The organism is Paenibacillus sp. S28 (assembly GCF_016624415.1).
GTDB lineage: Bacteria > Bacillota > Bacilli > Paenibacillales > Paenibacillaceae > Paenibacillus_AQ > Paenibacillus_AQ favisporus.
The window spans coordinates 338,735-354,519 of record NZ_JACVTM010000004.1 but is presented as its reverse complement, the minus strand read 5'-3'; the positions used below and the strand labels follow the sequence as shown (position 1 = coordinate 354,519).

At 56.3% G+C, this 15,785-nt stretch carries 10 protein-coding genes; 5 read left to right on the top strand and 5 right to left on the bottom strand.

Annotation, left to right across the window (positions count from 1 at the left end; genetic code table 11):
* Window positions 1-53 precede the first annotated feature (53 nt).
* From IAE55_RS13005 to IAE55_RS12995, 3 genes are all read left to right on the top strand, one after another.
* The gene (locus tag IAE55_RS13005; RefSeq protein ID WP_200632727.1) at window positions 54-1,394 is read left to right on the top strand and encodes an ABC transporter substrate-binding protein; all 1,341 of its coding nucleotides are present in this window, start codon (window positions 54-56) and stop codon (window positions 1,392-1,394) included.
* 197 nt (window positions 1,395-1,591) lie between these two features.
* Window positions 1,592-2,491 carry a carbohydrate ABC transporter permease gene (locus IAE55_RS13000; protein WP_200632725.1) on the top strand — a complete coding sequence of 300 codons (900 nt, stop codon included), beginning with the start codon at window positions 1,592-1,594 and terminating at the stop codon, window positions 2,489-2,491.
* A gap of 5 nt (window positions 2,492-2,496) precedes the next feature.
* Window positions 2,497-3,336 carry a carbohydrate ABC transporter permease gene (locus IAE55_RS12995; RefSeq protein ID WP_397351520.1) on the top strand — a complete coding sequence of 280 codons (840 nt, stop codon included), beginning with the start codon at window positions 2,497-2,499 and terminating at the stop codon, window positions 3,334-3,336.
* Between the two features lie 90 nt (window positions 3,337-3,426).
* On the opposite strand, the gene IAE55_RS12990 is transcribed toward IAE55_RS12995, so the two are convergent.
* A complete protein-coding gene (locus tag IAE55_RS12990) occupies window positions 3,427-3,861 on the bottom strand; it encodes an Rrf2 family transcriptional regulator (RefSeq protein ID WP_200632723.1) in 435 nt (144 codons plus the stop codon).
* A 174-nt stretch (window positions 3,862-4,035) separates the two neighbouring features.
* On the opposite strand from IAE55_RS12990, the gene IAE55_RS12985 reads away from it, so the two are divergent.
* The gene (locus IAE55_RS12985) at window positions 4,036-4,812 is read left to right on the top strand and encodes an alpha/beta fold hydrolase (protein WP_200632721.1); all 777 of its coding nucleotides are present in this window, start codon (window positions 4,036-4,038) and stop codon (window positions 4,810-4,812) included.
* A gap of 153 nt (window positions 4,813-4,965) precedes the next feature.
* On the opposite strand, the gene IAE55_RS12980 is transcribed toward IAE55_RS12985, so the two are convergent.
* The gene (locus tag IAE55_RS12980) at window positions 4,966-5,343 is read right to left on the bottom strand and encodes a hypothetical protein (RefSeq protein ID WP_084204087.1); all 378 of its coding nucleotides are present in this window, start codon (window positions 5,341-5,343) and stop codon (window positions 4,966-4,968) included.
* A 582-nt stretch (window positions 5,344-5,925) separates the two neighbouring features.
* Complete coding sequence (locus tag IAE55_RS12975) at window positions 5,926-6,528, bottom strand: hypothetical protein (RefSeq protein ID WP_234489508.1); 603 nt, start codon at window positions 6,526-6,528, stop codon at window positions 5,926-5,928.
* 279 nt (window positions 6,529-6,807) lie between these two features.
* On the opposite strand from IAE55_RS12975, the gene IAE55_RS12970 reads away from it, so the two are divergent.
* Window positions 6,808-7,254: a DUF6843 domain-containing protein gene (locus IAE55_RS12970; protein ID WP_145948386.1), complete on the top strand. Its 447-nt coding sequence runs from the start codon at window positions 6,808-6,810 to the stop codon at window positions 7,252-7,254.
* 212 nt (window positions 7,255-7,466) lie between these two features.
* Here the strand turns inward: IAE55_RS12970 and IAE55_RS12965 are convergent, their stop codons facing one another.
* Together IAE55_RS12965 and IAE55_RS12960 are read right to left on the bottom strand one after the other, a co-directional pair.
* Entirely contained in the window at window positions 7,467-8,960 is a 1,494-nt protein-coding gene (locus IAE55_RS12965) for a DEAD/DEAH box helicase (RefSeq protein ID WP_200632719.1), read from the bottom strand.
* 358 nt (window positions 8,961-9,318) lie between these two features.
* Window positions 9,319-15,579 (bottom strand): phosphodiester glycosidase family protein, encoded by a 6,261-nt coding sequence (locus IAE55_RS12960; protein WP_200632717.1) that lies wholly within the window; start codon window positions 15,577-15,579, stop codon window positions 9,319-9,321.
* Between the last annotated feature and the right edge of the window lie 206 nt (window positions 15,580-15,785).

The window sequence follows — 15,785 nt, the reverse complement described above, 5'->3', positions numbered from 1 at the left end:
GTATCAGATAAAGCACACCAATATACCGTTAATCCTATGGGGGAGGAAATGACATGAGAAAAGCGTTAAGCGCCGTTCTTCTTTTTTCCTTAATCACCGGCCTGATCGGCTGTTCCGCCGGGGGCAGCAGCGACAAATCGGCCAGCGGAGGCGACGCCGCTCCTGCGACGACTACATCGGCAGGCGAGAGCAAAGATCCGGTCAAGCTTCGCATCGCCTGGTGGGGCGGCCAATCCAGACATGATTACACCCTGAAAGTGATCGAAATGTACGAGAAGCAGCATCCAAACGTCACGATCGAGCCCGAATACGCGCCGTTCGACGACTATTGGAAGAAGCTCGCGCCGCAAGCCGTCGCCGGCGGGCTGCCGGACATCATCCAGATGGACATTTCGTATTTGAGCCAGTACGCCAGCCGCAACCAGCTGGCCGACCTGAAGCCGTTTACTGACAGCGGCACGCTGAATGTCGCCGACGTCAGCGAGAACGCCCTGAAGGGCGGCGAGGTTGACGGCAAGCTCGTCGCCATGAACCTCGGGGTCAATGCCCTGCAGACGACCTTCGATGTCGAGACGATGAAGAAGAACGGCATCGACATCCCGTCCAAAGACTGGACCTGGGACGATATGGGCAAGCTTGGGGAGCAAGCCAAGGCCAAAGGCTTCCAGATCGGCGGATTCGCCTATCATCACGAGGTGTTCTTCCCGTATTACCTGAGAACGATCGGCCAGAAAATGTACAGCGACGACGGCAAAACGATCGGTTATGCCGACGACCAGGCTTTTATCGATTATTTCACGCGATATCAGCAATGGTATGACAAGGGCTACATCCTCTCCCTCGACAAAGAAGCGCAGAAGAAGGGCGTCGCCGAAGAGGACGAAATCGTTCTCGGCCACTCCATCTCCGGCATCGGCTGGTCCAACCAGTTCCTTGCCGTGGCGAATCTGGTCAAGGACCGTCCGCTCGAGCTGAATCCAATGCCGGGTCCAGGCACGAAGGAAGGGCTGTTCCTGAAGCCTTCCATGTACTTCTCCATCGCGGAATCGTCCAAGCAGAAGGAGGAAGCGGCCAAGTTCATCAGCTTCTTCATCAACGACATCGAAGCCAACAAGCTGATCAAGGGCGAACGCGGGGTGCCGGTATCCTCCAAAGTGAAGGATGCGCTGAAGCCGATCCTGACCGAGAACGAAGCGAAAATCTTTGATTATGTCACCTGGGCCGAATCGAACAGCAGCCCCGCTGACCCGCCGAACCCGATCGGATCGGTGGAAGTCGAGAAGCTTCTGCGGGATTTGAGCGAAAAGATTCTGTTCAAGAAAATTCCGATCGACCAGGCGGCGGCGGAATTCCGCAAAGAGGCCAATGCCATCCTGGCCCGCAGCCAGAAATAACCTGAAGGGGAATCCTCATACTGCCTGAAGGAGCCGGGCCCCGGTCGGGTTCGGCTCCTTCCTTTTGGCTTAGATGAGAGAACGTGCCCTATAAACTCTCTAGTTCCAGAGGAAAAGCCGTAGTTTCTTCAACAATGGGCTACTTTCGTTCTCAATACCGTACGTATCCAATTTTGTAAGCTTAGGGGTTGACGATAATGAAAAGGCTGCGGGATAACGAGCACCTCACCGGTTACGTATTCACGTCTCCGTTCGTGCTGGGCTTTCTGATCTTTACGCTGTATCCGGTGCTGTCTTCGCTGTATTATTCCTTCACCGACTACAATCTGATGGAGGCGTCGAACTGGCTCGGCTTGGACAACTACAAGCGGATGTTCATGGAAGACGATAAAATCGGCAAATCGTTTCAGGTCACCTTTACGTATGTGCTGGCCAGCGTGCCGCTCCGTCTGATCTTTGCCCTGTTCGTCGCCATGATCCTGAACGTGGCTACGAAAGCGGTGGGGCTGTACCGCTCCGCCTTCTACCTGCCGTCCCTGATCGGCGGCAGCGTCGCGGTGTCGATCATGTGGCAGCAGATCTTCGGGGATCAGGGGCTGGTGAATTCCTTCCTGAACCTGATCGGCATCCACACCTCGACCTCGTGGATCGGCAATCCGAGCACCGCGCTGTGGACCTTGATCGCCCTGTCCACGTGGCAGTTCGGCTCGTCGATGATCATTTTCCTGGCGGGGCTGAAAAATATACCGAAAGACTACTATGAGGCAGCGGGCGTGGACGGCGCCAATGCCATCCGGCGGTTCTTCAACATCACGCTGCCGATGCTGAGCCCGATCATCCTGTTCAACCTGACGCTGCAGACGATCTCGGCATTTATGACGTTTACGCCGGCCTACATTATTTCCCGCGGGGAAGGCGGTCCGCTCGACCAGACGCTGCTCTATTCGCTGTATCTGTACCGCAAGGCGTTCTCGCACTTTGAGATGGGCTACGCTTCGGCGCTCGCCTGGGTAATGCTGCTCATCGTCGGGTTCCTGACCCTGCTCATCTTCAAATCCTCGACCCGCTGGGTTCACTACGAGACGAAGGGAGACTAACGGCCATGACCATGTCCATACCCAAGCGCGTCCTGTACCATGTACTGGTCGGCGTCTTCGCCCTGCTCATGATCTATCCGATCCTGTGGTTGGCGGCCAGCTCCCTGAAGCCGAACGACGAAATTTTCTCGACCGCGTACAGCCTCATTCCGAGCCGGCTGGAATTCGCCAACTACGTCTCGGGCTTCAAGGGATTCGGCGGCACGTCGTTTGCGACCTTTTTCAAAAATTCCTTCATCATCGTCATTCTGTCGACGATCGGTGCCGTCGCCTCTTCGGCTCTCGTGGCCTTCGGGCTGGCGCGGACGAAATTTTTCGGCCAGAAGTTCTGGTTCGCCGCCATGATGGCCACGATGATGCTGCCCCAGGACGTTGTCCTCGTACCGCAGTACGTCATGTTCGCCAAGTTCGGCTGGCTCTCTTCCTTCAAGCCGCTCATCGTCCCGCATTTCTTCGGCACGCCGTTTTTCATCTTTCTGATCATGCAGTTTATCCGCACCATTCCGGGCGAGCTGGACGAAGCCGCGAAAATCGACGGCTGCAGCAAATACGGCGTGTTCTACCGGGTGGTCCTGCCGCTCATCGGACCGGCCTTGATCACCAGCGCGATTTTCTCTTTTTACTGGAGATGGGACGACTTCATCAATCCGCTCATCTATTTGAACAGCCCGGAGAAATTCCCGGTATCCCTCGCGCTGAAGCTGTTCCTGGACGGCGAATCGCTGAACAACTGGGGCGGTATGTTCGCTATGGCCACACTGTCGCTTCTGCCGGTCGTGATCGTGTTTTTCATTTTCCAAAAATACATCGTCGAAGGCATTAGCACTACCGGTTTGAAAGGATAACAATAATGTTTCCATAAGCTTGCCGTCCACGGTGCTCAATATAAAACAAAGACCGGATTCCTTAAGTAAGGAAATCCGGTCTTTTTCATGTTAACTTTCAATTCCTATGATTCCACTCTTCACCATAGAATCAATCGTAATGCCCGACAATTCGTTCTCCATCGTCGTTTGGACTTTCGTGTAAACTCCGTCTAATAAATACGGCATTTTACTTCCTACCGGACAAGTCGGGTTGGTATCCCGGTGAATCATAAAGATCTCCTGGTTATCTTCCATCGTAGCACGGAATACATCCAGCAGCGTGATTTGATCCGCCTTTTTGGCCAGGCTTATCGCGGCATTCGTTCCAAGAGTCGATGTAATAAGACCGGCTTTCGTAAGCTTTCTCATGATTCTTCTAATCACCGCCGGATTGGCGTTCACACTCATGGCAAGCAATTCGGACGTGGTCCGGCCTTTTTTATTAAATTCAAGAAAGCATAAAATATGAACTGCTACAGAGAACTGTTGGCTTCGATTTCCCATTTTTGCAAGGTCCTTCTTTCCGGTTAAAGCTTATGTTTAGTGTATTGATTTTTGAAAAGCAAATCAAACTTAAAATAATGAATCAAAGCATCAACTTGACTTCTTAAGGATGAATCGTTATTTTAGTATATGTAACAGTAACTGTTACTGATACTATTAATGGGAGTGGATCATATGAATTATCATGTTAACGGCGTTGAACTTCATGTGGAGCAGCAGGGACAAGGAGATACGGCACTTGTGTTTTTGCACTTTTACGGCGGGTCAGCACGAACCTGGACTAAAATTGTTGACGTTCTTAAGGAGGATTACCTTTGTATAACCTATGACCACCGCGGATGGGGAGACTCAGATAAGTCAGCTTCATCTTATACCATTCAGGATTTGGCCGATGATGCGCATGCGCTGATCCAAGCACTTGGTTTAAAGCGTTATGTGCTCGTGGGTCATTCTATGGGCGCTAAAACGGCGCAATTGTTGGCTTCACGTCATCCGGCCGGTTTAGAAGCTTTGGTCTTAGTTGCACCATCTCCCCCGACACCTCAAGATATGCCGCAAGAAATGAGAAATGCCATGGTTCATTTTTATGATTCGCGTGAAGGAGCGGAAATCGCTTTGGGCAATATCGCCCTGCTTCCTCTTGAAGAACATATCCGCGAAATGGTGCTTGAGGATATGCAAAGGAGCGCACCTTTAGCCCGTGCGGCATGGCCTGAAGCCGCAATGCTTGAGGATATATCCGCAGAAGTGAACAACATCCATGTTCCCACCCTTGTGCTAGCCGGGGAATCTGACCCGGTAGACCGGTTGGAAACACTAAAAAGCGAGCTGCTGCCGCGCATACCACATGCAGAGCTGCACATCATTCCCCAGACCGGCCACCTTTCTCCCTTAGAAGCACCCGGCGATATCTCAGAAGGAATCTCACACTTTTTGGCCAAGCAGAAATGAGGTAATGGCGAGTGATAATGGAAAACGGCAGGTCAGCTGTAAGCTGAATCCCTGCCGTTTTTTTGCGCTTACAATCCTTGTAACGGAAAAGCAGAAGCTGCGCATTTATCATGCTGTTGTATGGTATGAGGTGCCTCTGCCGAGGCCTGCCGTTTACTTTTTCTCGAACAGACCGAGACGGTTGTTGGGCCGGCCGTTCAACCGGATCCCATCGCCATTCTTGCTGTTCTTGCGCTTGGTACCGTTCAGGCGGTCTGTCAATTCGTTAAACCAGGCTTCGTCATAGGTGGCCAGTGCTATGTCAATCAGGCTTTCGACGTTGTTCTTATCTGCAAGCGGGTTGACCGGCAACGATCTCAGCCAGGATTCACGTACACCGATCACGCGTCCGACTGCTTCCTCGTTGTCGGACTGAACGACGCGTACTCTCGCGATGCCTTTCTGAGCGTCCACCGTCTCAATGTATCCGTGAATAAACTCACCGTCTACCGTCTTCCCTTGGACCCAATCGCTAACTTCGAATCTCATCATTCCACCGCCCATCTTTAAGTATATACAAACTGTAACCAGAAAAATCACAAAATGAATATACTGTAATGATACTAAACACAGTTGGGAATGTCAAATCCGCCAACGACCATTTCGCAAACGACCGATTACATGGATGAGAAGCCACCTGCCGCCATAACCCCCATCTATAGTGTATGCAGCTAGCGGGCGATAGGTTCGTTACTGCCTTTGGAATGCGACCTTTAAACCTAGTCCGATATACAGCGCTCCTACAACTTTGCCGCTAAGTCGGCCCAAACGACGGATCCATGCCGCCCGCCGTACCATCCTTCCGAGAGCAGACACACTTAATACAATTATGGTTGTATATAGTGCACTTAATACCACAAAAATGAGTCCGAGGATCAAAAACTGCCGCACCTCCACTGGGGCTGTCATCGTACGGCCGAACGGGTACATGCTCCAATCCATGAAGAAAGAACAGCCGCAAAACGCCGCCCACCTGAAAGCCGTCCTTGCAGGCTGACCTGTGGAACACACCGGACTGATGCACGCTGACTGCCAAACCTGACGGATCCAATGTGTGCATGAGCTCTCTGTTTTTTAATGAAGATCATCGCTGCGGCTCTGCAGCCATTGCTGGAATTCGGCGGGGGTACCCACATTATCATCCAATACGGCCGAATAAATATCGAAGCTTTTCACTTGATTTCCATATTCGGCCCGCTTTGCCCATTCGGTTTTGATGCTTAATATAGCAGCGGTCTTGGCAGGAGTAAGGCGTGCGGGCATCGTCTGAATATGCAGCAAATCAGGCTGTTTGTCAGGCTCGTCTACAAACCAGATATCCAGCTCCCACCGGTGGCCGTTTGCGGACCCGTAGGTCAATCCAAGAAAATAACCGTCTGGGTAAGCCGGATCGGTGTTCCATTGGCCCGTATCGTTAATAAATTTCATCTCCCGTACTCCCGGATTGGACATCAGCTGCAAAGCAATTCCAGAGACCGCAGCCATATCCAGTTTGGAGCAGACCACCGTCACATCCAAGTCTCTCCAAGCCATTAAACCTAGCGCAGCGCTCCCTACGATTACGGGCTTACCGGCTGCTGCCAGCAATGGCAGCAGGTTCATTTCTTCAGCAACCGCACCCGCTTCAACCTGCAGCTGCTTTTGGCGGGCAAGCAAATCCTCTTGGTTCATCATCATCCCTGCACCCTTTCTATATCCGCTAAACTTGTCCTATTTCCTCCGGCTGTCAAATTCGCCGCTTCCAGCAGCATCGTGTTCTTCGTCCTCTCAGGAAAAGAGAGCCGGGTATCCTCCAAAATGTTCTCTTAGCATCATTATAATGTTTTTGGAGGAATTTTTAGAGGAAATCGATAGATGAACTGCATGATTTGGTGAGCACGAAATGTGGGAGGATTATGGAAAGCTGTTGTAATATAATGTAAGTACCTTAATGAACGAATCAAAGGCGGTGAAGATTTGAAAGGTCTGATTAGAGTATATAAGGTATTCATTGCCGTGTTTGCCGTCATTGTGGTTGCTGCCATTGTGATTGGGACGAGGGGTCTGAATGGGCAGGAAAATCATACTTATGTGCTGCCTGCCGGGTACACAGGATGGGTAGCGGTCATTTACAATCAAAAGGGTTATCCCGAGCTCCCGAAAGAGGGAGACGCCATTGTAAACCGCATTCCGAAAAACGGAGTTTTGAAGACGTCAAGCGCACCGACAGCCGGCGGGATGACATTTTTTTATGCAGATGATCAAGGTCAACGGACTGAAGTGGGGATGGGAATGATTCAAGGCCAGCACATGGGCACGGATACGATCCCGCGTCCGGACGGTACGAAAGAAGAAAAAACGATCAATGCGTTTTATGTCGGCACCGAGCAGCAGTATTACGCTCATTTACAGGAGCAGCCATGATAGATCAAACTTAAAGCCACACTGCTGTTATCCTCCAATCATCCACCATGAAGAGCAGCTGTAGCGCCCCGTCCACTGAACCCCTCCCTCAGACTCCTTCTTTTATGGAAAATACAAATAACCCACAGGAGGGTCACGGGCAACGTGTCCTTCCTGTGGGTCACAGATCACAGATCATCTGCGGTCAACGCGTAAAACGTCTAAACTCCATGTTAATGAGACGAACTTACCTTATTTCTAGGGTCCGCCCCGCTTTGTTTCGGTCTGCGGTTCGTGCGTCCATTGGAATTTCCATTTCCATGCCCCTTGGACTTGTCGTTCGCATTTCCCTTCGAATGGCCTCCCGCATCACGCTTCAAGCTGCTGTTCGCGTTCCGATCAGGTTTGCGGGCACCGCTCACCGCCGCCTTTGGGGCACGATCCTGCTTCGGTTTGCCCCGCTGCTGCCCATCGTCCGTCCGCCCTTTACGGGCATCTCCAGCCTGCGGCCTGCGGGAATGGCCAGCTTGCGTCTTACCTGGCCGGTTTGCCGTGGAATTCCCCAATGGACGATTTGCTGCCGCTTGGGGCTCCATCGGATAGTCATGCCCCTTCACTTCGGGAATGGCCTTGCCGATCAGCTTTTCGATGTCCTTCAGGTACGGCAGCTCGTCTGCTTCGCAGAAAGAGATTGCAGACCCGCTCATCCCCGCCCGGCCCGTGCGGCCGATACGGTGAACGTACGTCTCCGGGATATTCGGCAGATTAAAGTTAATGACATACGGAAGCTCGTCAATATCGATACCCCTGGCAGCAATGTCGGTCGCCACCAAAATGCGCGTCGTCCCGTTTTTGAAATGGTTCAGGGCGTTCTGCCGGCTGTTTTGCGATTTGTCGCCATGGATCGCCTCCGCCGTAATATTCGCTTTCTTCAGCGCGCGAGCCACCCGGTCGGCTCCCCGTTTGGTGCGGGTAAACACCAGGGCCGACTCGATCGACGGATCCTGCAGCAGCTGGTTGAGCATCTGCAGCTTGCTTCCTGCCGCCAGCAAATAAACCGACTGCTCGATCCGCTCGGCCGTTGAGGAGACCGGCGTCACTTCCACTTTCACCGGATTGACGAGCAGCGTTTGGATCAAACCGTTGATTTCCGGAGGCATCGTCGCGGAAAAGAACAGCGTTTGCTTCCGCTTCGGCAAGACGGCGATGATCCGCTTCACATCATGGATAAAGCCCATGTCCAGCATCCGGTCGGCTTCATCCAGCACGAGCATTTGAATATGCTGCAGATCGATGTGCTTCTGATGGATCAGGTCGATGAGCCGGCCCGGCGTGGCGATCACGATATCCGCGCCCTGCTGCAGCGCCCGTTCCTGCGGCTTTTGCGGAACGCCGCCGACAATGACCACCGCACGCAAATCGGTATACTGGCTGTACGCCTTCACGTTATCCATAATCTGAATGGCCAGCTCTCTCGTCGGCGTCAAAATGAGCGCGCGGACCCTGCGGCCCGCCCCCGGTTTGCGGGGCTCCCGACTCAACAGCTGTATGATGGGCAGGGAAAATGCGGCGGTCTTGCCGGTTCCCGTCTGGGCGCAGCCCAAGAGATCCCGTCCGGCCAGCACGGCCGGAATGGATTGTGCCTGAATCGGCGTCGGCTCGGTATAGTTCTGTTTGGCCAGCGCTTTTAAAATATTCGGGTCAAGCTTCAAATCTTTAAAGTTCATATATGCTCCTTTTCCTTTAATCCTATATTCTTTAATCACTAAACCTGTGTACTTTTCATCCAAGTCACCACAAGCCGTTCTTTTACGTCGTAATACATAACGATACCACATCTGGACACCAAAAAAGAAGCGGAATCTTTCTCCGCTTCCTTAAAAATGATGTATATGGACTAAATTGGCAATAAGCTTCACGGAACGGAGCACGGATCAAGGGAATGAATGCGCAATGAAAGTGTTCCACCAGCTATATTACGGATGATGGCAAAAGAGACCGGAAGGGTCAGCTCACCAAGCTGTTCCCCGCCGGTCTTCTTGTTGTTGGATCTTCTAACTGGGTGGATCGTAAATTACCGGATCGTTATTTAATTTGCCCGTCTTGCCCCAGCTTGGTCAGAACGTTGTACAAGATCTGGGCCGTTTCGGCCCGGGTGGCCTGGCCGTCCGGATGAAACCGGCTAGGCCCCTGCCCTTGAATCAGTCCGGCGGCGTACGCAGACCGGACGGCTTCCCGCGCCCATGCCGGCGAACCGGCGACGTCCGTAAACGGCGCCTGTTCCCCGCCGGCTGCGGCAGTTCCGCCCGCGGCCCGGTAGGCGCGGACGATCATGGCCGCCGCTTCCTGGCGCTTGATCAAGGCGTCCGGCGCGAAGCTTGCGCCGCTGACGCCTTGGACGATGCCCGCCTTAGCGGCGGCTGCGACAGCTTCCGCGTACCATGCCGCGGAAGGCACGTCGCTGAAGGGCGCGCTGCCGTCGCCCTTCAGGTGCAGCAGGCGGACCAGCATCGCCGCCATTTCGGCGCGGGTCACCGGCTGATCCGGCGCGAAGCTGCCGCCGCCGACGCCGTCGATGAGATGCTTCGCCGCCAGCTCCCGGATCACGCCGGAAGCCCAGTGCCCGCTCGTATCGGCGAAGCTTTTGGCGTATTCCAGAACGGCGTAAGCGGCATCCAGCGAACTCACTTCGGCTTTCAGCTTGCTGTCTGTGACCGTTCCGCCGATGTAAGCCAGTTTGCCTTGGCTGTTCAGGCCATACAGCCCGGTCAGCTTGGCATCCAGCCCCGAAGCCACGGGGAGCTCCAGCGTTATCGGCTGCTGCAGCGCCGTGATCGGGTGAACCTGGCCATCCTTCGTCATGAGGCTCAGGTTGAGGGTGAAGAGGCTGCTTCCTGTGCGGAGCACCGCACCTTCCGCCTGCCCGGCCTTCGCCACCCGCTCTGCGGCCTCCGTCTCCGAGGCGCGGGATGCCGCCAGCCGAATCGTGCTGCCTTCGAGCTGATCGGCGGGCACCTTGCCGCTGGCCGCCTGCAGGATGCCTGCGGGCAGCGTCAGCTTCAGGTCAGCCGCGTTCACCGTCAGCGGCTGTCCCTGGAGCAGCGAGGCGGCGCTGCCCGGCAGAATCAGCTCGTTGAACGGCTGATCGGTGTCCAATACGGCTCCGCCTTTCACCAGAATCACCGTCAGCTGCGCGGCGTTCAGCTTCCATTTGCCGCCTTGGCCCGGCTTCGGATCCGGCAGGGCGGGTGGAGTCACCGGCGGCTGCACCGGTGCAGAAGAGTTCCCTCCACTGTTGCCTGAATTCCCACCGTTATTTCCTCCACCGTTGCCTGGGTCGCCTCCGCCAGGGTGATCTCCCCCGCCATTACCCGGATCGCCTCCGCCTGGATTATCTCCCCCGCCGTTACCCGGGTCGCCTCCGCCAGGATTGTCACCATCTCCCCCTCCCGGCTGCTCCGGAGCTTGAACGGTAAGTTCATACTCGGCCGACAACGATCCGTAAGCGGCCGATATCACCGTCTTCCCTTCGGCCAGCGCAGTCACTACGCCCTGTTCGCTCACCGAAGCGACGTCCTCATGGCTGCTGCTGAAGGTTACACCTTCCAGCACCTGGATGCGCGTGCCGTCTGCGTAGACCGCTTCCGTTACCGTCTGATCGGTCTCCCCTTCCTTCAGCACTACTTTGCCCGTCAGCGATAACGATTCCGGTTCGCCTTCCGGCGCCGGATTCACGGTGACGATCGTCTCCGCGAACAGATCCGGGTTCACCGTGCTTGCCGCCCGGATGACGGCCGTTCCCGTGCCGGCCGCCGTCAACCGGCCTTCCGGCGATACCGTCACCACTTTGCCGCCCTCCCCGGTCGGCTCGGCGCTATAGACGGACCACGTGACGCCGGGGTCCGCTCCATCCGGCTTCACCTTGGCGGTCAGCTGCCGGGTTTCGCCTACGGCCAGCTTCACGTCCTGCTGCTCGATCTCGACCGATTCCGGAGCCGGAGCCTTCGTCTGCTTAGACAGCGTAAACTCGTCGACGGTTCGTCCGCCGACCGTCTTCGTCACAAAGTTCAGGCTGTCGCCGTCTACCTCGACCGAAGCGTACATTTGCGTCGCTTCATCGTCGGCAATCCGCTGCCAGTCCCGCTTGGTCAGCGAGTAGAACTTCGGTCCGGTCGAGCCGGCCACGACATAGGTCGTCCCCTGCCCGTCCGGGACGATCTCGTTGTTCATCATCGGGAAGGTCCGCAGGTAAATATGATCATGACCGTTCAGGACGAGATCGACCCGATGCCGCTCAAGCACCGGCGCCCACAGCCGCCGGATGTCGGCCGTATCGTAAATGCTGCCGTACGGGCCTCGGTGGAAGATCGCGATCTTCCACTTTTTATCCGTCCTGGACAGGTCCTGGTCAAGCCACTCCTTCTGCTCCTCGTACTGGTACTCGCTGTTCATAACGGCAAAATGAATATTTTTGTAATCAAAGGAAAAATTGCTTCCCGCCAGGCTTGGCACACCGTTGCCCGGCTGGTTGAAATGGGCCAGGAAATCGTTGTTTTCCTTCGTTCCCATCACCTCATGGTTGCCGATCGCGCCGACCAGCGTCGTGTTCAGGAACGCCTCCTGCGCTTCGCTGAACCACCACTTCCATTCCTGCTCGTTGAAGCCTTTGTCGACCATGTCGCCGACATGGACCATAAACTCGGCGTCCGGCGAATCTTCCACCGCCTTCTTGACCGTGCTGCCCCACAGCTTGAACCCTGCCAAGTCTCCCGCCTGGGAGTCGGCGAAATACAGGAACTTGGTATGATCGCCGTCAGCCTCAGCTGTCCTGAACGTGCCCTGCGGGCTGTAATGGCCGCTTCCGTCACCGACGCGGTACACGTATTCGGTGCCCGGCTCAAGGCCGCTCACCGTCGCCTTATGTACACGGACCGCACCCAGATCGAGTGTCTGGTACAGATAGCTTGTTCCTTCCGTTTTCACCGCATTCGGCTGGTCAAACCCGGTAAAATCCGCTTTTTTCACCACTTCAACCACGGTCTGTTCCACCGCCGGGCTCGTGTGCCAGATGAATCCGCGGGATGCGGCCGGATCCTCGCCCATGCCCACGTTGATGTTGTACGGCGTTTCGGTACCGGACAGCGGCGACACCTTAAACTCCGCCACTGGGCTGTACTGGTCTCCCTTCATCGCCTGCACCTGATACGTCTTGACCTCAGCCGTCAGCAGCTTGGTGCTCAGCTCGCCCTGTGCATCGGTCGTTCCGACCGGACTGCCGTCCGCGGTGATCTGCGCGCCTTCTACCGGCTTCCCCGACTCGTCTTTGACCGAAAAGACCGTTTCGTAGCCCTGGATGTTGCCGTTCTCGTTCCAGGACAGCGACAGGGCGCTCTTGATATCCGATTTCAGCGGCAGCCCAAAGAAGGGATACACCACGCTGCCTGTACCGGCAAAGGTAACGTTACCGGACTCGAACCGGATTTCGTTCGTTCCGGCGGCGTCCTTTTTCACGTCAAAGCTGATTTGTCCGATCAAATCGCTGTCGGTCAGCCCCGCTTGGTCCAACCGGCTGAAGGTCAGCGCGGCCGTACCGTCCTCGCCGATGACTGCGCTTGCCTGGGTCGCATCCAGCTTGCCGCCCGGAATAAATTTGAGCTTCTCCACCTTGCTCAGGTCAAAAGCAAGCCGGAGCTGTCCTCCCTGCAAACCGGAGGCCTTCACCCCTTTGATATCCACCGTGTAGGTACGGCCCCCGTACAATTCCTTCGGCGTGTCATACGTCAGCTTCGAGCCGCCCGTGTCCACGTTGAAGGTCCACGCCTCGGTCGTCCGGTTGCCGGCCAGGTCTGTCACCGACACCTTGACCTGATGCAGCCCGTCCGCCAGCGGCGTCGCCGGGGTGTAATAAATCCGGCCTTCCGGCGGATACAGCGTGTGCTGCACGCGCTGGCCGTCCAGGTCAAACCGGATCGAGTCCGGATCGATCAGCGTCGTGCCCGGATGCTGCGCCGGATCATATCCCGCGTCTTCGCCGTACACCTTGATCACCGGTTGGTTGCTGCGGATCGTCTCTCCGTCCGCCGGTGAGAAGTCCTTCAGGACCGGCGGCTCCATATCGTCCTGGTTCGGACCGTACAAGGCCCGGATCTGATCGACGTAGATCGCCCCGGCATCCTTCTTGGCGGATGAAGTTTCCATGTAGCGCACCGGCATGTCCATGATCAACGGGAGCGTCCGCCCTTTGGGCACTTCCGCCTCCAGGTACTTCCACCCGGTCCAATCAATGCCGATATTCTGGTCGGTAAAGTCGAGCGGTATCGTTCCCTTGCTGTCGCGCAGCTGCGCACGCAGCCAGTGGGTTTTGCCGTCCCCGTACACCCACATGCTGATCTTTTCCGGATAACCCGGGATTTGAATGGCCTCCGCCTGCGTCTTGCTCTGCAGGTAGGCGCCCGAAGTTCCCGGTGTGCCGGTAAAATCATACTCCAGCTTCAGCGAACCGCTGCCGAAACGGACCAAATCTTCATTCGTCTCGATGCTCACCTTGGACGTTTTAAACTGCGCGCCGGCCGACGGCAGGTACTTGTCCAGGCCGTTTTCGAAATCCTCCAGCACGACCGGAGGCTGGCCGATGGTCACATCCATCTGAGCTTCCACCCCCTTGTAGCTCACCACAATTTTGCCGCTCAGCTCATTGCCTTCCGCCGCGGTAAAGACGCCGGCTTCGTCGATCGAGCCGATCGGACCCTCGACGCGCCATGTCAGCAGGCGGTTGTCGGCCTGCACCATCTGGCCGTCCCGGAGCGCTGTTACCTTCAGCGTCTCCGACTGACCAGGCGGGAAGCTGCGCAGCTGATCGCCAAATTTCAGCTCGGTCAGCGTATCGACTACCTCGACTTTGCCGGCTCCGCTTGCGCCCCCGGACGTGACGGCGATATCCGCCTGTCCGGGCGTGGAACCCGCCGTAAAGACGCCGCTGCCGTCGATCGTTCCGATCGCCGGGCTGACGCTCCACTCCGGCGTGCCGTCCATCACGGCCGGATGCAGGTTGGCATCGACGCCGGCCGCCTTAAAGGCCGCCGTCGAGCCGGCCAGCACCCTCGCCAGCTGCGGCTTCAAGACCAGCTTGTCCACCAGCCCTTCCGCCGCCTTGTTTACAAGCAGCAGCCCGTTGGCGGTCTTGCGCTCCCCGCCGTCCGAGGGGGAGTTCAGCAGCGTACGGCTGGTGTCGCCCGGCATGCGGGCGATAAATGTCGAAGAGCCGCCGCCGTCCAGGTTGATGGCGTTCACGACGCCCATTTCCTCCATGATCTGCCCCAGCTCAGCCAGCGTCACGCCTTCGCTGAAGCCCGGCTGGCGCCCGTCGATTTCCAGCATGACGACGGAGCCGTCCGCTTTCGTACCGATCGCCGTGCGCGGATGGGCCGCCGGGTCGGTGTTCAGCTGCGCCACCCCGTCCTTGACGAGCAGCGCGGAACCGCCGATGGCCATCCTCACGTCGCTCCAGGCCGGTTCGAGGCTGAAGGAAACCGATGCCGTATCGCCTGCCTTAAGGCCGGCGAGCACTGCGCGCTGGCTGCCGGAAGCCGACAGGATGACCTGCCCCGGGGCTATCGGCGTGCTGCCTTTGTCTTTATGGACGTCGGCTACCTTCAGCGCCAGCGTCTCCCCGCTCTTGACCTCTCCCTTCACGACGTCTAGAACAACTTCGTCTCCCAAATCGTTGGTCATGGTCGTGCCGTAGAAGTCGGGTGTGTACAATACGAGATCGTTATTGCCTCGCGTCCGGTTGATGGACGTAAGCTCGGTCTCCTGGCCGCCGATCTCCAGTGTCCGCGTAAGCTTCGGACTCGATCCATATATCGTCGTGCCGTCCTCCTTGATGCCAAACGCGTACCAGTCATTGGGCGGACTCGTCAGTATTTTTCCGCTGCCCATGAAGTAACCGAGCGGGACGCCGGAGGACATATCATAAAAGTCCCCGTTGATCCCGGCGATCACCCGATTCCCCGCTTTGTCGATATCCGCAGCCATTTTGCTGACCGGCTGCATGCCGTATACTTTGCCGTCCGTCATGCCGGGCTCAAGCGCCAGAGCCGGATTGGACGGATCGAACTCCACCATGTGCAGCTTCTCCAGCCCGCGGTCCAGCTTCATGTCCTTCCAGGTATAGACCGCGCCCGGTCCGATCTGGACCTGCCGCTCGTCGACGATGCTTCCGGCTGCCGCGGCCTGTGCGCCGGCTTCCGCCGCCAGCACGGGCCGCCCGCCGGGCAGAGCCAGGGTCAGAACCAGCGTGCCGGCCAGCAGCGACGCCCATAGGCTCCTCGTCCGTTTTCTTATCATTCCATCCTTGCCTCCCATTCGATCTGACAGAATTCGGGTCCTTCATAGAACGCCTCGACAGCAAAGTATAGCGGTAGCGTGTAAAGCCATCTCCCCTCTCTTCGTAAAATTTTGTCAGGTTAATGTAAAATAAAATTAAATATTCACTAACAATATAAAATTATATTTCACGATTGGATAGGAGCTTTGTAACTAAGATCGGGACA